This window comes from Streptomyces sp. NBC_00433, assembly GCA_036015235.1.
GTDB lineage: Bacteria > Actinomycetota > Actinomycetes > Streptomycetales > Streptomycetaceae > Actinacidiphila.
Window position 1 is genome coordinate 692,453 of the sequence record CP107926.1, and the last position, 19,581, is coordinate 712,033.

General features: G+C 76.4%; 3 protein-coding genes. All 3 read right to left on the reverse strand.

Annotated features, from left to right (window positions below):
• Positions 1-4: 4 nt before the first annotated feature.
• Genes OG900_02865 through OG900_02875 form a run of 3 tightly spaced genes read right to left on the reverse strand, consistent with a single transcriptional unit; the run spans position 5 to position 19,387 of the window.
• Complete coding sequence (locus OG900_02865; protein WUH89177.1) at positions 5-4,171, reverse strand: amino acid adenylation domain-containing protein; 4,167 nt, start codon at positions 4,169-4,171, stop codon at positions 5-7.
• Positions 4,168-9,852: a type I polyketide synthase gene (locus tag OG900_02870; GenBank protein ID WUH89178.1), complete on the reverse strand. Its 5,685-nt coding sequence runs from the start codon at positions 9,850-9,852 to the stop codon at positions 4,168-4,170. Before OG900_02870 ends, OG900_02865 begins: the two co-directional genes overlap by 4 nt.
• Positions 9,842-19,387 (reverse strand): SDR family NAD(P)-dependent oxidoreductase, encoded by a 9,546-nt coding sequence (locus OG900_02875; protein WUH89179.1) that lies wholly within the window; start codon positions 19,385-19,387, stop codon positions 9,842-9,844. Before OG900_02875 ends, OG900_02870 begins: the two co-directional genes overlap by 11 nt.
• Positions 19,388-19,581: the final 194 nt, after the last annotated feature.

The window sequence follows — 19,581 nt, forward strand, 5'->3', positions numbered from 1 at the left end:
ATGTCTACGCACCTTGTCTTGGTCGGCTGATCGCTTCGGCCACCGCGGCGGCATGTCGGGGAGTCAGCAAGGTGTAATGCGTGGCCGGCACGGTGGCGCCGGTCACGGACCCCGAGGTCACTGCCGCCCAGCCCCAGTCGGGCACGGCGGCGGCCGGGTGGCCGGCGAATTCGCCGACCTCGCCCTCGCCGGCGCGTACGACCACGAGGTCGGCGGCGATGGTCGGCGCCGCGTAGCTGTTGCAGGCGCGGACCACACCGCGGAAGACGGCCAGCGGGTCGGCGAGCGAGGCCGGGTCGATCCCCGCGGCCCCGGCGCCCGCCAGCGCGAGCACCTCGGCGAGCGCGAGCGGATCGGGCAGCGCGGCCAGCCTGGACACCTCGTCGTCGGCGACGGCGTCGGCGCGGAAGCCGATGCCGAGGTCCTCGACGAACCACAGCAGCAGCCGGGTGTCGTCCAGCAGGCGGGGCACGGTCGGGCTCGGCGAGTCCAGGACGGCCAGCCGCTCGACGGTCTCGCCGCGCGCCTCCAGCAGATGCGCCAGCTCGAAGGCGATGACGCCGCCCGACGACCAGCCGCCGAGGCGGTAGGGGCCGTGCGGCTGGACCGCGAGCAGCGCTTCGAGGTAGTGGCCGGCGAAGTCCTCGACCTTGTCCAGCGGCCCGCCGCCGCTGCTCGGGGTGGGCGCCTGGAAGGCGTGCACGGGCGAGTCGAGGAGTTCGGCGAGCTTCTCGTAGCAGAGCACGTTGCCGCCCGCCGGGTGCACGAGGAACCACGGGGTGCCGCTGGGGCGGTGGGTGAGCCGGACCAGCGGGGACCACTGGGGTTGCGCGGTCTCCAGCCACCGGGCGAGCCCGGCGACGGTGCGCTGCTCCAGCAGGACGCCGAGCGGGATGCGGCGGCCGGTGGTCGCCGCGAGGCGCTCGATGACGCGCAGCGCGGCGAAGGACTGGCCGCCGAGGTCGAAGAAGTCGTCGTGCACGCCGACCTTTTCGGCCTCCAGGGTCTCCGCCCACACCTCGGCGATGGCCGCCTCGGCCGGTGTGCGCGGCGCCACGTGCTCGCCCCTGCCGCCCTCGTCGGCCGGGCCCAGCGCTTCGAGCGCGCGCCGGTCGAGCTTGCCGTTGGCGGTGAGCGGCAGCGCGGGCAGCACGGTGATGTGCGCGGGCACCAGGTAGGAGGGCAGGCGCTGCGCCGCGAAGTCTCGCAGCGCGGCGGCCGTGGGGCCGCCGCCCGGTGCGGCGTCCGGGTGGCCGACGACGAAGGCGGCGAGCTGCTTGCCCGAGCCCGTGCTGCGGGCCACCACGGCGGCCTGGGCGACGTCCTGGTGTTCGAGCAGCGTCTGCTCGACCTCGCCGGGCTCGACGCGGAAGCCCTGGATCTTGACCTGGAAGTCGGCCCGGCCGAGGAATTCGATGGTGCCGTCGGGCAGGTAGCGGCCCAGGTCGCCGGTGCGGTAGATCCGTTCGCCGGTGCGGGGGTGGGTGACGAAGGCCGCGTCGGTCTTGGCCTGGTCGCCGAGGTAGCCGAGCGCGAGTCCGGCGCCGCCGATGTGCAGGTGGCCGGGGACCCAGGTGGGCGCGTCCCGCCCGAGGTCGTCCAGGATGTGCCAGCTCTGCCCGGCGAGCGGGCGGCCGTAGGGGATGCTGGTCCACTCGGGGTCGACGTGGTCGACCGGGTGGCAGATCGACCAGATCGACGCCTCCGTCGCGCCGCCCAGGCTGACCACCCGGGCGTTCGGCGCGACGCGCCGGATGCGGTCGGGCAGCTGCACCGGGATCCAGTCGCCGCTGAGCAGCACGGTCCGCAGGTGCGGGAAGGTCGCGCCGGCGGCTTCCGCGGCCTCGGTGAACAGCTGCATGATCGCCGGCACCGAATTCCACACGGTCACGCCGTGCCGCCCGACCAGGTCCAGCCAGGCCCCCGGGTCGGCGGCCGCCGCGGTCGGCAGCACCAGCGCGGCGCCGGCGGCGGCCGTACCGAACACGTCGTAGACGGACAGGTCGAAGCAGAGCGAGGAGATGCCGAAGACGACGTCGTCCGGGCCGATCCCGAAGCGGCTGTTGATGTCCTCGACGGTGTTCAGCGGCCCGCGGTGGTCGAGCATCACGCCCTTGGGGCGGCCGGTGGAGCCCGAGGTGTAGATGACGTACGCGAGGTCGGCGGGCGTCCGCGTGCCGCCGGCTGCGCCGCCGGCGGGCGCCACGGCGCCGGCGGGCGGAGTGACCGGGAGCACCGGGGCCTTGGTCAGCGGCGCCACGTCGGCGAGACGGTCCTCGTCGGTGAGGACCGCGGCGGCCTCGATGTCACCCAGCAGGTAGCCGATGCGGTCCTCGGGCCAGCCCGGGTCCATCGGGACGTACGCGGCGCCGGCCGCGAGCGCCGCGAAGACCGCGACGATCTGGTCGGGGCCCTTGGGCAGCACCACCGCGACCCGGGCGCCGTCCGTGACGCCGCTCGCGCGCAGCCTGGCGGCCAGTTCCGCGCTGCGGGCCCGCAGTTCGGCGTAGGTGAGGGTGGCGCCGTCGGCGATGACCGCCGGCGCGTCGGGAGCGGCCGCGGCGCGCGCGGGCAGCGCGTCGTGCAGGAAGCCGGGCGCGGGGGCCGCCACCGGGGGCGCGGGCAGCGCCCGCTGGACGCGCTGGGCGGCGGGCAGCAGGTCGAGTCCTGGCGCCTCCCAGGCCGCGTCGTCGTAGGCGAGCGCGGTGAGGGCCGTACGGTAGCCGTCCTCCATGGCGTCGATCAGGCCTTCGGGGAACATCTCCTCGATGACGTCCCACACCACCCACAGGCTGCCGTCCGGCAGTTCCCAGAATTCGCAGTCGAACCGCACCTGCGGGGTCTCCAGGGTGCTGTAGTCGGGCCTTTCTGTGGCGCCGACGAAGAGCGCGCTGCCGACGGCGAAGGGGCAGACCGCCCGGCCGGGGGTGCGGCGGGCCGAGTTGAGCGCCTGGAGCACCTTCACCCCGCTCCACTGCGAGTGCTCGACGTCCGCGATGACCTGCGACTGGAGCCGCCGGGCGCGGGCGATGAAGGGCTCGTCGTGCCGCCAGTCGGCCTCCAGCGGATAGAGCGACGCGAAATTGCCCAGCACCTGGCCGATCTGCGGGTGCAGCGGCACCCGGTGGGTGATCATGTTGTTGATCAGGAAGTGCCGTGACCCGCTCCAGTACGACAGCAGCTCCGCGTGCGCGGCCAGCACCACGTTGGTCTTGGTCAGTCCCCTGGCCTCGGCCTTGCCGCGCAGCCGCGTCCACAGGTCGGCGGGGAAGAGCAGCTCCCTGCGGACGAGCAGCGAGCGGCGCCGCAGGTCCGCGCCGGCGGCCAGCGGCACGGCGGGCGCCTCGGGCCAGCCGGGTATGCGCTCGCGCCAGTAGCGCTCCGCGGCCCTGCCCTGCGGCGACTCCTCCAGCTCGGCGAGGGCCAGCACGCAGTCGCGGTAGCCGATCTCCAGGTCGTCGGGGACCGACGCCGGGTCGTCGTAGGCGCGCATCACGTTGGCCAGGAAGCCCATGGTGCCGGGGGCGTCGCTGAAGAGGTTGTTGTTGTTCCAGTGCAGCCGGGCGCGGCCGTCGCCGTAGCGGCTGATGTGCGCCTCGACCCACGGCCAGCGGGAGATGTCCGGCTCGTGCCGCTCCATCGCCGCGCGGACCCGGGCGATCTCGGCCTCGGCCGCCGCCTCCGTCATGCCGGCCAGGTCGGACACCGTGACCTTGACAGGGGCGGGGTCCTCGCCGACGGCCTGCATGCGCAGGTCGTCGCGGACCACGACGAGGTCCTTGCGCTGCCTGCGCAGCACCTGGTTCAGCGCGGCCTGGTAGCGGGCCGGGTCCAGCTCGGCGAATTCCCACTCCATGTACTGGTGGGGCCGCACATGGTGCTCGAAGCCCTCGCGGCTGCCGATGATGAAGGACGTCTGCAGGTCGGACGGCGCGAAGGGCTCGCGCAGCGCCGCCGCGTCGTGGGTGATGGCCGGCAGGTCGCCGGCGCCGGTGTCGGCGAGGCCGGCGAGCCACTCGATCAGCTCGGGCTTGTGCCGCACGATACGGTCGCGCAGGTCGGCGCGCAGGCTGCCCTTGGGCGCGGACACCTCGAGACGCGCGTCGTCGACGAGCCGCAGTCTCACCCCGGCCCCGGCGAGTTCGGCCAGCAGATTCGGGACGGTGGTCACAGTGTCAGCACCTCGGTCTCCTGGTCTCCGTCAAAGTCGTCGCCGGGCGCTGCGGACACGCTTCTGATCGTCAGCTGCTGGCAGATCAGCTCGGCCACCTCCGCCGCGGTGCCGCCGCTGAAGAGCAGGTCGGGCGGCACGTCGGCGCGGAAGTCGGCGAGCAGCCTGCTGCGCAGCTGCACGGTGGTCAGCGAGTCGAGGCCGAGCGTGTTGAGCCGGACGGCGCCGAAGCGCTGCCGCAGGTCGTCCCGGTCGGCGCCCGGGATGCGCAGCAGCAGCCCGACCCGGTCGAGCAGCCCTTCGAGCACCGCCTGCCTGGCGGCCTCCGGCTCCCGCAGCACCAGCGAGGTCAGCTCGTCCAGCGATACGGCGGCGGCCTGCGCCGGCTCTTCGGACGCCGCGCCGACCAGGTCGCCGAGCAGGGTGTAGGGCTGGCGGCGGGAGAAGGCGGCGCCGTAGCGGTCCCAGTCCACCCGGGCCAGGCCGACATGCGGCTGCGAGCCGCCGCCCGCCATCAGGCCGCCCAGCGCGGCCAGCGCCCTGCCGGTGGGGATCGCGTCCATGCCCTGCGAGGTGAAGCGGTCGAGCAGGCCGCGCTCGTGGGCCATGCCGGTCTCGGCCCACGGCCCCCACCCGGTGCTCAGGGTGCGGCGGCCCTGGCTGCTGCGGTGGACCGCGAGGGCGTCGAGGAAGCTGTTGGCGACGACGTAGGCCGCCTGGCCGGGCGAGCCGGTCAGCGACAGCATCGACGAGTACAGGACGCAGAAGTCCAGGTCCAGGAAGGCGGTGTGCTGGTGCAGCAGCCAGGCGCCGCGCACCTTCGGGTCGAGCACCCGGCTGAAGCGCGGCCAGTCCAGGTCGACCAGCGCCGCGTCGTCGGTGACGCCCGCGGCGTGCACGACACCGCGCAGCGGCGGCATCTCCTTCGCGATACGCGCGAAGAGGTCGGCGACCTCCGCCGGTTCCGCGATGTCGACGGCGCGGGTCTCGACCCGGGTGCCGCGGTCCCGCAGGTCGGCGATCCAGCCCGCGTCGGCCGGCACGTGGCGGCCGACCAGCACCAGGGTGCGGGCGCCGTGCTCGGCCAGCCAGCTCGCGGTGACCCGCCCGAGGCCGCCGAAGGCCCCGGTGACCAGGTAGGAGCCGTCGGCCCGCACCGGCGGCGGCTGGCTCGCGCCCAACTCGGCCTCGCGCAGCCGCGCTTCGTACCACTGCCGGTCCCGCACCCGGTAGTGCCCGGACCCGGGGCGGCTCGCGACGGCGCCGAGCAGGACGGGGAGGGGCGGGGCCTCGGCTGCCGGGTCGAGGTCGACCTGTGCGACCCGCAGGTCGGGGTAGTCGGCGATGACCGCCTTGGCGGCGCCGGTGAGCACCGCCTGCGCCGGGTCGGGGGCGTCGTCGGTGGCGCCGGTGGAGCAGACCAGGACCTGCGCCCCTTCGGTGCCGGGCGAGCGGACGAATTCCTGGAGCAGGAGGAAGCTGTCGCGGGCGAGCCGGAGGGCGGTCCGCACGGTGTCCTCGGCGGGGGCGGCCGACGGCGCCGCGTGCAGGATCAGGCCGGCGAGGGTGCGGCCCGAGGCGCGCAGGCGGGCCAGTTCGTCGCGGAGGGCTTGCGCGGTGGGCGCGGCGAGCGGGACGACCGGGCCCGCGGGGGCGGCCGGTCGGGCCGACCAGCGGGCGGCGAGGGCCGCGTCGTCGCTGAAGAGCAGCCAGGTCGCGTCGGCGGGGGCGGCGGTGCCGGACGCCTCGGGGAGCGGCACCCAGGCGGTCTCGTAGCGGCGCAGGCCGGGCCCGGCGAGGGCGGCCAGCGCGCCCGCGGGGACGGCGCGGAATCGCAGGGCCTCGAATGCGGCCAGACATCGGCCGTCCTCGGCGTGCAGCGCGAGGTCGAGCACCCGCTCCCCCGCCGTCCCGTCGTCGGTGCGCCGCACCCTGCACCACACCCGGGACGGCAGCGGCTCGAAGACGGTGCAGCGGCCGAGCGAGGTGGGCAGCGGCACCCCCTCGCCGTCGCCGAGGAAGGCGCCGACGGTCTGGAAGCAGGCGTCGAGCAGCGGCGGGTCCAGGACGTAGCCGTCGCGGCCGGACCCGGCGGCGGTGCCCGGCGCCGGGGTGGTCTCGACCAGGGCCGTCGCCTCGTCGCCCGCGCGCCACAGGCGGCGCAGGGCGCGGAAGGCGGGACCGTGGTCGACGGAGCCCGCGCGCAGGCGGGCGTAGAGCGCGTCGACCGGCACCTCGGTCATCCCGACGGTCAGCCCGGCGGGCGCGGCGTCGGCGGGGCGCTCCCGGGTGGGCCGCGTGGCCGTCGCGGTGGCGTGCTCGGCCCACTCGGCGGCGGCGTCCTCGCGGCTGAAGCAGCGGATCAGGGCGGCGCCCGCCTCGCGCGGCTCGACCACGGCCTGGACGGGGCGGGGGTGCTCCTGCGCGAAGGGCAGGAACTCGTTGAAGGTGACGCCTTCGAGGGTGAAGGGCGCGTCCTGTCCGCCCGGCGCCGACCGGGCCGCGGCGAGCGCCCATTCGAGCATCGCCGCCGCGGGCAGCACCGGCACACCGGCGACCCGGTGCTGGTCGAGATACCACGGCCGGTCGGGCGCGAGGCTCTGCGCGAACCAGCGGCCCGCCGCCCCGGCCAGCTCGACGGCGGCGCCCAGCAGCGGGTGCCCCGGTTGCGCGGGGACTTGCGCGGGTGCGGTGCGCGGCCCGGCGAAGTGCCAGTAGCGCCGGTGCTGGAAGGGATACGCCGGCAGCCGTACCGTCCGCGCCCCGGCGCCGAAGACGGCGGCCGGCCAGGTCACCGTGACGCCCGCGGTGTGCAGTTCGGCGAGCGCGGTCAGCAGGGAGCGGGTCTCTGCGCTGCCGGTGCGCAGCGCGCTGGCCAGGACGCTGCCGGTGCCGTCGGCGCCCAGGCAGCGGTGGACGAGTGCGGTGAGCACCCGGTCGGGGCCGAGTTCGAGGAAGGCGGTGACCTTGGCGTCCCGCAGGGTGCGGACGCCGTCGAGGAAGCGGACCGCCTCGCGGGCCTGGGCGACCCAGTAGTCCGCGGTCAGCAGCTCCTCGCCCGCGACCGCGCCGGTGACGTTGGAGACGACCGGGATGCGCGGCGGGTGGAAGTCCACCGTGCCCGCCACGGCCCGCAGTTCGTCCAGCGCGCCGTCCATGTGCGGGGAGTGGAAGGCGTGGCTGACCCGCAGCCGGGTGGCCTTGCCGCCCTGCGAGCGCCACTGCTCGGCCAGTTCGGTCGCGGCGTCCAGGTCGCCGGAGATCACCGTCGCGCCGGGAGCGTTGACCGCGCCGACCGTGACGCGGTCGGTGCGGCCGGCGAGCAGCGCGCGTACTTCCGCCTCGTCGGCGTCGAGGGAGAACATCGCACCGCCCGCGGGCATGGCGCCCATCAGCCGGCCGCGCGCGGCGACCAGGGCGGCGGCGTCGGCCAGCGAGAAGACGCCGGCGACGTGGGCGGCGGCCAGTTCGCCGATCGAGTGCCCGAGCACGTAGTCGGGGACCAGTCCGAAGGACTCCGCCAGCCGGTAGAGGGCGACTTCGAGCGCGAAGAGCGCGGGCTGCGTGTAGGCGGTGCGGTCGAGCAGCGCCGCCTCGTCGCTGCCGGGTACGGCGAACATCACCTCGCGCAGGGGCCGTTCGAGATGCGCGTCGAGTGCCGTGCACACCTCGTCGAGAGCGGCGGCGAAGGCGGGCTGCTCGCGGCGGAGCTCCGCGCCCCTGCCGGGGCGCTGGGCGCCCTGCCCGGTGAAGAGGAAGGCGGTCAGCGGCCGTTCAGCGGCCTCGCCGCGGACGAGCTGCGCGGCGTCGCTCCCCGCGGCGAGCGCGTCGAGGCCGCCGAGCAGCTCGGCGCGGCTCTCCCCGACGACCACGGCCCGGTGCTCGAAAACCGACCGCGTCGTGGCCAGCGCCAGCCCGATGTCCCCGGGCCTGGCGCCCTCGGCACGCGCCCGCAGCCGCCCGGCCATCTCCCGCAGGGCCGCGCCGGACCGCGCGGACAGCACCCACGGCACACCGCAGGCGGGAAGTCCGGTGCCTGCCGGGCCCGCGTCATCGGCCGGGCCGGGCGCGGCGCCCTGTCCCTCGGACGCGCCGGCGACACGCTCGGCATCCGACGGACTCGCGGTGCCGGGCGCCACCGGAGCCGCCGCGGTCGCGGCGGCCGCCCGGTCGGCCGGGGCAGGCCCTTCACCACCGGGCGCTGCGCCCCCGGCGTCCTGCGGCGTCCCGGCCGCCGGATTCCCGTCCGGGCCGGGCGTGTCCTGCGTGCCGGAGAGCGCGGGCGACACGCCCGGGTACGCCGGGGCGTCGGCGGGGGGCTCCTCCAGGATCACGTGGGCGTTGGTGCCGCTGATCCCGAAGGCCGAGACGCCGGCGCGGCGGGGGGTGGGGCCGGCGGGCCAGGGGGTGGGGGCGGTCAGCAGGGTGATCGCGCCGGACGACCAGTCGACGTGGTCGGAGGGGCGGTCGGTGTGGAGGGTGCGCGGGAGGACGCCGTGGTGCATGGCCATGACCATCTTGATGACGCCCGCGACGCCCGACGCGGCCTGCGAGTGGCCGAGGTTGGACTTGAGTGCGCCGAGCAGCAGCGGGCGGTCGGCCGGGCGGTCGGGGCCGAAGACCGACAGCAGGGCCTGCGCCTCGATCGGGTCGCCGAGCGTCGTACCGGTGCCGTGCGCCTCGACCGCGTCGATGTCGGCGGGCGCGAGCCGGGCCGCGGCGAGCGCCTGCCGGATGACGCGCTGCTGCGCGGGACCGCTCGGCGCGGTGAGACCGTTGCTGGCGCCGTCCTGGTTGACGGCGCTGCCGCGGATGACGGCGAGCACCCGGTGGCCCTTGCGCCGGGCGTCGGAGAGGCGTTCGAGGACGACGAGTCCCGCGCCCTCGCTCCACGCCGTGCCGTCCGCCGCGTCGGCGAACGGTTTGCACCGCCCGTCGGGCGCGAGCCCGCCCTGCGCGCCGAATTCCACGAACATCCCCGGCGTCGGCATCACCGCGGCCCCGCCCGCCAGGGCGACCCCGCACTCGCCGCGGCGCAGCGCCGCGCACGCGAGGTGCATCGCGACCAGCGACGAGGAGCACGCCGTGTCGATGCTGACGGCCGGGCCGCCCAGGCCCAGGCTGTAGGCGATCCGGCCGGACGCCACGCTGGTCGACCTGCCGGTGAGCAGGTGCCCTTCGAACCCGGCGGGCGGTTCGTGCATCGGCGCGCAGTAGTCGTTGTGCACCAGGCCGGTGAAGACGCCGGCGTCGCCGCCGCGCAGGGTGCCGGGGTCGATGCCGGCGTGTTCGAAGGCCTCCCAGGCCAGTTCGAGCAGCAGCCGCTGCTGCGGGTCGACGGCGACGGCCTCGCGGGGCGAGATCCCGAAGAAGGCGGCGTCGAACCCGGCGACGTCGGCGAGGAAGCCGCCGCCCGCGGCGGGCGCGTCGCCGGCCCGGCGCAGCGCGTCGAGGTCCCACCCGCGGTCCTCGGGGAAGCCGCCGATCGCGTCGGTCCCGTCGGCGGCCACCCGCCACAGGTCGTCGGGGTCGGCCACGTCGCCGGGATAGCGGCAGGCCATGCCGACGATCGCCACCGGCTCGGTGTCGCGGGCCTCCTGGTCGCGTAACCGCTGGTGTGCCTCGGCCAGGCGTGACGTGGCGGTCTTGAGGTAGCTGCGGAGCTTGGCTTCAGTAGTCATTTCCCACCTGGCGCATCAAGGGGTCGCTGTCGAGCGCGTTGAAGAGGTCTTCGTCGGAGGCGGATGCGTAGTCGTGCGCGGCGCCGGCCGCGGTCCACGGCAGGTCGCCGGCGAAGCGGCCCACCAGCTCGCGGAGCCGGTCGGCGGCGGCCGCCCGCTCGGGTTCGTCCGCGCCGAGGGAGCCCAGCGCGGCTTCGATACGGTCCAGGTCGGCGGTGAGGGTGGCCCGCGGCGGGGCGGCGGCAGGGGCGAGGCGGTCAAGGAGGAAGTCAGCGACCGCCGTTGGCGTGGGGTGGTCGAAGACGAGCGTCGCGGGCAGCCGCAGCTCGGTCGCGGCGGTGATGCGGTTGCGGAATTCCACCGCGGTCAGCGAGTCGAAGCCGGCCTCCTTGAACGACCGCCCCACGGCGATGTGTTCGGGGTCGCCGTGGCCGAGGACCGCCGCCGCGTGGGCGCGTACGAGGTCCAGCAGCACCCGCTGCGGGTCGGTGCCTCCGGCGGCGAGCCGCTGGGCCAGGGACAGCGGCGTCTCGCGCGGCGCGGCGGCGGCCCGCCGGACGGGGGCGCGTACGAGGCCGCGGAGCAGCGCGGGGATGCCGGAGTCCTGCACGCCGAGAGCCGCGTGGTCGAAGCGGGCGGCCACGGTGGCGGCGGACCGGTGGGCGACGGCCTCGTCGAAGAGCAGGAAGGCCTGGCCGGTGGCGAGCGGCAGTTGTCCGCCGCGGGCCATGCGGGCGCTGTCCTGGCCGGTGAGGTGCGCGGTCATGCCGCTGGCCTCGGCCCAGTAGCCCCAGGCGATGCTGGTCGCGGGCAGGCCGTTGGCGTGCCGGTGGTGGGCGAGGGCGTCGAGGAAGGCGTTGGCGGCGGCGTAGTTGGCCTGGCCGGGGCTGCCGAGGACGCCCGCGATCGAGGAGAAGAGGACGAAGGCGGCGAGGTCGCGGCCTTCGGTGAGGCGGTGCAGATTCCAGGCGGCGTCGACCTTCGGGCGCAGCACGGACTCCAACTGCCCCGGGGTGAGCGAGGCGATGGTCGTGTCGTCGAGCACTCCGGCGGCGTGCACCACCGCGGTGAGCGGGTGCTCGGCCGGTATCGCGTCGAGGACGGCGGTCAACTCCCCCCGGTCTGCCGCGTCGCAGGCCGCCACGGACACCTCGGCGCCGAGCGCGGCCAGCTCCTCGGTGATCCCGGCCGCCCCTTCCGCGGCGGCCCCGCGGCGGCTGACCAGCAGCAGCCGGCGTACGCCGTGGTCGGTCGCGAGGTGCCGGGCCAGCAGCAGGCCCAGGGTGCCGGTGCCGCCGGTGATCAGCACGGTGCCGTCCGGGTCGAGTTCGCGGGGCAGGCTGAGTACGACCTTGCCGGTGTGCCGGGCAGCGCCGAGATACCGCAGCGCGCGGCCGGTCCTGCGTACGTCCCAGGAGCGCAGCGGCAGCGGGCGCAGCACACCGCTGTCGAACAGCGCCCCGAGGTCGGCCAGGATCTGCTGGATGCGGTCGGGGCCGGCGTCCAGGATGTCGAACGCCCGGTAGGCGACGCCCGGATGGGCCGCGGCGACATCGTCAGCGTCCCTGATGTCGGTCTTGCCGATCTCGATGAACCGGCCGCCGTGTGCGGTCAGTCGCAGCGAGGCGTCGGTGAAGTCCCCGGCCAGGGAGTTCAGTACGACGTCCATGCCGCCCGGGGCGGCGGCGCGGAAGGCGTCCTCGAAGGCGAGGGTGCGGGAGTCGGCGATCCGGTCGGCGGAGATGCCGAGCGCGCGCAGGGTGGCGTGCTTGGGGCGGCCGGCGGTCGCGTAGACCTCGGCGCCCCAGTGCTCGGCCAGTTGCAGCGCCGCCATGCCGACACCGCCGGTCGCCGCGTGCAGCAGCAGCGAGTCACCCGGCTTGAGACCGGCGAGGTCGGCCAGGCCGTGGTAGGCGGTGATGAAGACGATCGGCACGGTGGCGGCCTGGGCGAAGCTCCAGCCGGCCGGGACCGGCGCGAGGTGGCGGCGGTCGGTGACGGTGACCGGGCCGACACCGGCGAAGAACAGGCCCATCACCCGGTCGCCGGGCGCCAGGTCGGTGACACCGGGACCGGTCTCCAGCACCACGCCCGCGCCTTCGCCGCACATCGCCCGGCCGTCGTCGACCATGCCGAGGGTGACGACGACGTCGCGGAAGTTCAGCCCGGCCGCACGCAGCGAGACCCGCACCTCCCCCGGCTCCAACGGCCGCCCCAGCTCGGGGCGCCGGGCCAGCGCGACCGCGTCCAGGTCGCCCCGCGCGCCGGGGGCCGGCTCCAGCCGCCAGGGGGCGCCGTCCTGCGGCGCGGCCGGCAGGTCCGCCGCCACCCGGGCCAGCCGGGGCGCGAGCAGCAGCCCGTCCCGCTCGGCCAGTTGCGGCTCGCCGGCGGCGAGGGCGGCGGCGTAACGCTCCCACCAGCGGTCGCCGCCGGGGTCCGCGGGCGCGGCGGCGCGCGCGGCGGCCGGGGCGGGGACGGGCCCCGCGCCCGCCGGCTGCGGATCGGCGGCCGGCGCCGGCAGGCGCGGGTCGGTGTCCAGCAGGACGATGCGGCCCGGGTGTTCGGTCTGGGCGACCCGCAGCAGGCCCCACAGGGCGGAGGCGGCCAGGTCGCGGAGGTCCTCGCCGTCGCGGGCGGCCACCGCGCCGCGGGTGGCGACGACCAGGCGGCTCTCAGCGAGCCGGTCGTCGGCCAACCAGGCCTGGACCAGGGCCAGTACGGAGGCGGTCGCCCGATGCGTGGCGGCCGGCTGGTCGGGTTCGCTCTGCGGCGTCGCGTCGCGCAGCACGTAGACGTCGGCGGCCGGCGCCGCGGTCCGGGAGCCGTCGAGGAGCGACCAGCGCAGTGCCGGCTCCTCCCGCCGGTCGGGGGCGGCCGGTGCCTCGGACCACTCGACGTGGAAGAGCGGGGTGCCCGACGGGCGGCGGGCGGCGCCGAACTGCTCGCCGTCCGCGATCCGGGTGGCCAGCGCGGCGACGCTCACCACGGGGGCGCCGTCCGGGTCCGCGGCGTCCAGGACGAAGGTGTCGCCGCCGCCCGTCCCCGCGGGGGCGATACGCACCCGCAGCGCGCTCGCCCCGGTGGCGTGCAGCGTCAGGCCGCCCCAGCTGTAGGGCAGGACGATGCCGGGCTCGTCGTGCCCGACGGCGAAGAGCACCAGCGGGTGCAGCGCGGCGTCCAGCAGCGCGGGGTGCACCTCGAAGCCGCCGGCCGCGTCCTGCGGGTCGTCCGGGCCGGCGGGCAGCGCGATGTCCGCGTAGACCTCGTCGCCCTTGCGCCAGGCGGCCCGCAGCCCCTGGAAGCCGGGGCCGTACTCGTAGCCGAGTGCGGCGAGCCGGTCGTAGGCGTCGGTCACATCGAGGGCCTGCGCGCCGGGCGGCGGCCAGCTGCCGTCGAGGACGCGGCCGGTGCCCGCTTCCGGGGCGAGGGTGCCGTCCGCGTGGCAGGTCCAGCCCGCGGGGTCCGCGGCCTGGCCCGCGGGTGCCTGCGGCCTGGCGTGGACGCCGACCGGGCGGCGGCCGTCGGCGTCCGGGGCGCCGACCGTGACCTGGATCTGCACCGCGTCCTGCGGGCCCAGCGCGAGGGGCGCGTGCAGCGTCAGCTCCTCCACCTGGCCGCATCCGGCCCGCCGGGCCGCGTGCAGGGCGAGGTCGGCGAAGGCGGTGGCCGCGAGCAGCACCGTGCCCCGCACGGCGTGGTCGGCCAGCCACTCGTGGGTCGGCAGCGACAGCCGGCCGGTCAGGACCAGGCCGCCGCCGTCGGCCAGGTCCAGGGCCGCGGCGAGCAGCGGGTGCCCGGCCGGCTCCAGGCCGGGCGCGTCACCGGCAGGGGCGGGGGCGTCGAGCCAGTAGCGCTGCCGCTGGAAGGGGTAGGTCGGCAGGTCGACGGGACCGGTGGAGTGCCCGGCGAAGACGGCGTCCCAGTCCACGGCGAGGCCGCGGACGTGGGCCTGGCCGAGCGAGGCGAGGAAGCGCCTGCGGCCGCCGTCGTTCCGCCGCAGCGTCCCCCAGGCGTCGGCGCCGACGCCGTCGTCGGGCGCGGTCTCCCGCAGGGTGTCCTGGATCGCGGTCACCAGCACCGGGTGCGGGCTGATCTCCACGAAGGAGCGGTGCCCGTCGGCGTAGAGCCGCCGGATCGTCTCGTCGAAGCGGACGGTGTGGCGCAGGTTGCGGAACCAGTAGTCCGTGTCGAGGCCCGCGGTGTCGAAGAGGTCCGCGGAGACGGTGGAGTAGAAGGGCGTCGCGGACGCGGACCCGGTGATGCCGGCCAACTCCGCCGCGAGCCGGTCGCGCAGGGCCTCCACGTGGCCGGAGTGCGAGGCGTAGTCGACGTCGATGCGGCGGGCGTCGACCTCCTCCGCCTTGAGGGCGTCGAGCAGTTCGTCCAGCGCGGCCGCGTCGCCGGAAACCACCGTGGAGGCGGGGCCGTTGGTCACCGCGATGCCCAATTCCCCGCCGTGGTGGGCGAGCCGCCGTTCGACCTCGCCCGCGGGCAGCGGCACGGAGGCCATGCCGCCGAGCCCGGACAGCGCGGCCACGGCCTGGCTGCGCAGGGCGCTGATCCTGGCCGCCGTGTCGAGGTCGAGTGCGCCGGCCACGCAGGCGGCGGCGATCTCGCCCTGCGAGTGCCCGACGACCGCGTCGGGTTCGACGCCGTGCGCGCGCCACACCTCGGCGAGCGAGACCATCACGGCGAAGAGCAGCGGCTGGACCACGTCGACGCGCTCCACCGGCGGCGCGTCCGGCTCGCCGCGCAGCACCTCGAGCACCGACCACCCGGTGTACGGCGCGAGCGCGGCGTCGCACTCGTGCATCCTGCGGGCGAAGTCCGCGCTGGAGTCGAGCAGTTCGAGTCCCATGCCGCGCCACTGCGAGCCCTGTCCGGGGAAGACGAAGACGGTGCGGCCCGGCGCCTCGGCCCGTCCGGTGACCACCCCGGCCGGGGTCTCGCCGTCCCGCAGCCCGCCGAGCGCGCCCGCCAGTTCCGCCGCGGACCCGCCGACCACGACGGCCCGGTGCTCGAAGTGGCTGCGGGCGGTGGCCAGCGCGTGCCCGACGTCGGCGGCGCCCGCGGTGCCGCTCTCCAGCAGCGCGCGGACCCGGGCGGCCTGCTCGCGCAGCGCCCCGGGGTCCTTGGCGGACAGCGGCAGGGCCACGGCGCCGGGCGCGCCGTCCGGGTCGCTGTCGGCGGCGGGCCCGGCGGGGGCGTCGCCCAGCGGTCCGAAAGCCGGGTCGTCCAGCGGCAGTTCGAGGATGACGTGGGCGTTCGTGCCGCTGATGCCGAAGGAGGAGACCGCCGCCCGGCGCGGGCGGTCGGCGGCGCCGCCGGGCCAGGGGGCGGCCTCGGTCAGCAGGGACACCCCGCCCGCGGACCAGTCGACCCGGGGGGTCGGGGTGCCGGCGTGCAGGGTCCTGGGGAGCAGTCCGTGGCGCAGGGCCATCACCGTCTTGATCACTCCGCCGACTCCGGCGGCGGCCTGCGCATGGCCGAGGTTGGACTTGAGGGAGCCGAGGCGCAGCGGGCGGCCGGCCGGGCGGCCGGCGCCGTAGACGGCCATCAGGGCACGGGCCTCGATGGGGTCGCCGAGCGTCGTGCCGGTCCCGTGGGCCTCGACGGCGTCCACGTCGGCGGGGGCGAGGCGGGCGTCGGCGAGCGCCTGGCGGATGACGCGTTCCTGGGCGAGGCCGTTGGGCGCGGTGAGGCCGTTGCTGGCGCCGTCCTGGTTGACCGCGGAGCCGCGCAGCACGGCGAGCACCGTACGGCCGTTGCGGCGCGCGTCGGAGAGCCGCTCAAGGACGAGCAGGCCGACGCCCTCGGACCATCCTGTGCCGTCGGCGTCGGCGGAGAAGGCCTTGCAGCGGCCGTCGGGCGACAGCCCGTGCTGGCGGCTGAACTCCACGAACATCCCGGGCGTGGCCATCACGGTGGCGCCGCCCGCGAGCGCGAGCGAGCACTCGCCCTGGCGCAGTGCCCGCGCCGCGAGGTGGGTGGCCACCAGCGAGGACGAGCAGGCGGTGTCCACGGTGAGCGCGGGCCCGTGCAGGCCGAGGGTGTAGGCGATGCGGCCCGAGGCGACGCTCGCGGTGCTGCCGGTGAGCAGGTAGCCGTCGTAGCCGAGCGCGGGTTCGTGCAGCCGCGGGCCGTACTCCTGCGACATCGCGCCGACGAAGACCGCGGTGCTGCTGCCGCGCAGTGACTGCGGTACGACACCGGCCCGCTCCAGCGCCTCCCAGGACGTCTCAAGGAGCAGCCGCTGCTGCGGGTCCATCGCGGCGGCCTCGCGCGGGCTGATGCCGAAGAAGGCGGGGTCGAACCGGTCGGCGTCGTGCAGGAAGCCGCCGGCCCGCGCGGAGGACGTACCGGGCTTGTCGGGGTCGGCGTCGAAGAGCGAACCGAGGTCCCAGCCGCGGCCCTTGGGGAAGTCCGTGATGGCGTCGCCGCCGGTGCGCACCAGCTCCCACAGGTCCTCGGGGCCCTCGACGCCGCCGGGGTAGCGGCAGGCCATCCCGACGATGGCGATCGGCTCGGCGGGGTCCGCGGCCCACGCGGGGGCTTCGCCGTCCTGGACGGCGGCCGGCCCGCCGCGCAGCCCGCCGAGGTGCCGGGCGAGCAGGGCGGCGGTGGGGTGGTTGAAGATCTCCTCGGGCGGCAGGTCGACGCCGGTCAGGAGGCCGATCCTGTCGGCGAGTTCGACGGCGCCGAGCGAGTCGAGGCCGAGTTCGCTGAAGGCGCGGTCCACGTCGACCACGTCGGTGGTGACATGGCCGAGGACGAGCGCCAGGTTGGTGCGTACCAGCTCCAGCGGGTCGGCGGCGGCGTCCGGCGCGGCCGCCGGCTCGGAAGGCTCGGCCGGCTCGGCGGCGGGCACGGGGGCAGGTGCGGGGGCGGGGGCGGCCGCGGTCCCGAGCCAGTACCGCGCGCGCTGGAAGGCGTACGTCGGCAGCGCCACCCGGCGCGTGCCTGCGCCGTAGAGCGCGCCGAAGTCCACCGGCAGGCCCCGCACATGGGCGTGCGCCAGGGCGGTGGCCAGGACGGCCGTCTCCGGCCGGTCGCCCCGCAGCGTGGGCAGCGCGGCCGTGGCCGGGTCGTCGAGGCAGCCGCGGACCATGCCCGACAGGGCGCCGTCCGGCCCGAGTTCGAGGAAGGTCGTCGCGCCGAGCGCGCGCAGCGAGCCGACCGCGTCGGCGAACCGCACGGTGCCGCGGGCGTGTTCGACCCAGTAGCCGGGGGTGGCGAAGCGCTCGGGGTCGGCCGGGGCGCCGGTCAGCGTGGAGACCACGGGCAGCGTCGGCGGGCGCAGGTCGAGGCCCGCCACCACCTCGCCGAAGGCCTCCAGCATCGGGTCCATGAGCGGGGAGTGGAAGGCGTGGCTGACCCGCAGCCGCCTGGTCTTCCGCCCGCGGGCGGCCAGTTCGCCGGTGACGGCGAGCACGGCGGCCTCCTCGCCTGCGACGACCACCGACGCGGGCCCGTTGAGCGCCGCGACGGCGGCCCGTCCCGCGTAGGCGGCGAGCAGGGCCGCGACCTCGTCGGGCGCCGCCTGTACTGCCACCATGGCGCCGCCTGCGGGCAGTTCCTGCATCAGCCGCCCGCGCGCGGCCACCAGCGTGACGGCGTCCGGCAGCGACAGCGTGCCCGCGGCGTGGGCGGCGGCCACTTCGCCGACGGAGTGCCCGGCGAGCAGGTCCGGCACCAGGCCGAGGTGCTCGAGCAGCCGGTGCAGCGCCACTTCGAGTGCGAAAAGGGCGGGTTGGGTGTACGCGGTCCGGTCGATCAGCCCCGACGGGTCGGATCCGGGCTCCGCGAGGACGAGTTCGCGCAGGTCCAGGTCGAGGTGCCGGTCGAACTGCGCGCAGACGGCGTCGAATGCGCGCGCGTAGACCGGGAAGGCGGCGTGCAGGCCGCGGCCCATGCCGACCCGCTGCCCGCCCTGCCCGCCGAAGAGGAAGGCCGTCCGGTGCGGCCCGTCGGTCGCGGTGCCCCGGACGACGGCGGGGTCGTCGCCGCCGTGCGCGAGGGCGTCGAGCGCGCGGACGTAGCCGTCCCGGCCGTCGGCGACGACGACCGCCCGCTCGGCGAACGCGGTCCTGCCCTCGGCGAGCGACCTGCCGAGGGCGGCGACGGAGTGCTCGGGGTGCGCGACGACGTGCTCGCCCAAGCGCGCCGCCTGCCCGCGCAGCGCGGCGGCGTCGCGTCCCGACACCGGCCAGGGCAGCACGGCGGGGGCGGGCGGTTCCGCTTCCGCGGCGGCGGCCGGCAGGCGGGGGGCGTCGGTCAGGACGAGGTGGCAGTTCGTGCCGCCCATGCCGAAGGAGCTGACCCCGGCGATCAGCGGCCGGTCGGGGTGCGGCCAGGGTGCGGTGGCGGTCGCGACCCGCACGGTGGGCGGGACCGCGGGGTTCGGGGTGGCCAGGTTGAGGCTGGCCGGGATGCGCCGGTGCTTGATGCTCAGCGCCGCCTTGAGCAGGCCGACGACTCCGGCCGCGCCTTCCAGGTGGCCGACGTTGGTCTTGGCCGAGCCGACCAGCAGCGGCCCGGCCCCGGCGGTGCGGCCCTCGCCGAAGACCGCGCCGAGCGCGGCCGCCTCGACCGGGTCGCCCACCCTGGTCCCGGTGCCGTGCAGTTCGACGTACTGCGTGGCCGCCGGGTCGGTGCCCGCCGCGGCGTGGGCGCCGCGCAGCACCTCCTCCTGGGCGGGGGCGCTCGGCACGGTCAGGCCGGCGGCGGCTCCTGCGTTGTTGACGGCGCTGCCGCGTATCACGCAGTAGACGTCGTCGCCGTCCTCCAGCGCCCTGCGCAGCGGCTTGAGGACGACCACGCCGCCGCCCTCGCCCCGCACGTAGCCGTTGGCGTCCGCGTCGAAGACCCGACATCGGCCGTCGGGCGACAGTGCGCCGAAGCGGTGGGCGCTGACCGCGCTGTCGGGTACGAGGTTGAGGTGCACGCCGCCGGCCAGGGCGAGTTCGCTGCGGCCCGAGCGCAGGCTCTCCACCGCCAGGTGGACGGCGACCAGCGACGAGGACTGCCCGGTGTCGACGGTCAGGCTCGGGCCGCGCAGTCCGAGGACGTACGAGAGCCGGTTCGCCATCAGCCCGCGCTCCAGGCCGGCGAGGGTGTGCCGGGTGATCGCCCGGTGCCCGCCGCGCCGCGCGATGGTGGCGTAGTCGTCGGCCATCGCGCCGAAGAAGACGCCGGTGGTGCTGCCGCGCAGGTCGGCGGGGCGGATGCCGGCGTCCTCCAGCGACTCCCAGCCCAGCTCCAGCATCAGCCGCTGCTGCGGGTCCATCGCGGTGGCTTCCCTGGGCGAGAGCCGGAAGAAGGCCGGGTCGAAGAGGTCGACCCCGTCGATGAAGCCGCCGGTGCGTACGGCGGCCGGCAGGTCGCCGTCGTCGCCGCCGTCCCAGCGCCCCGCCGGGACCTCGCCGATCGCGCTGCGGTCCTCCGTCAGCAGGCGCCAGAACGCCGCGGGGTCCGGGGCCTGCGGCAGCCTGCACCCCAGCCCGATGACCGCGACCGCGTCGTCCTGCTCCTGCATCCGGATGCCCTCCCAGACGGTCGCGGTCGGGCACGGCAACGGCAGGCGGCAGCGACCACCCCCGTACCTGCACCTCGAACCTCGATGTTCCGAACTCCCGGCTCAGACGCTACGGCTGGGCCGATGCGGGGGCATCGCGCAGATTGCTGGCTTGGGCGGCGCCGTCCGGCTGCCGCCGCGCACCCGCTTTGCGC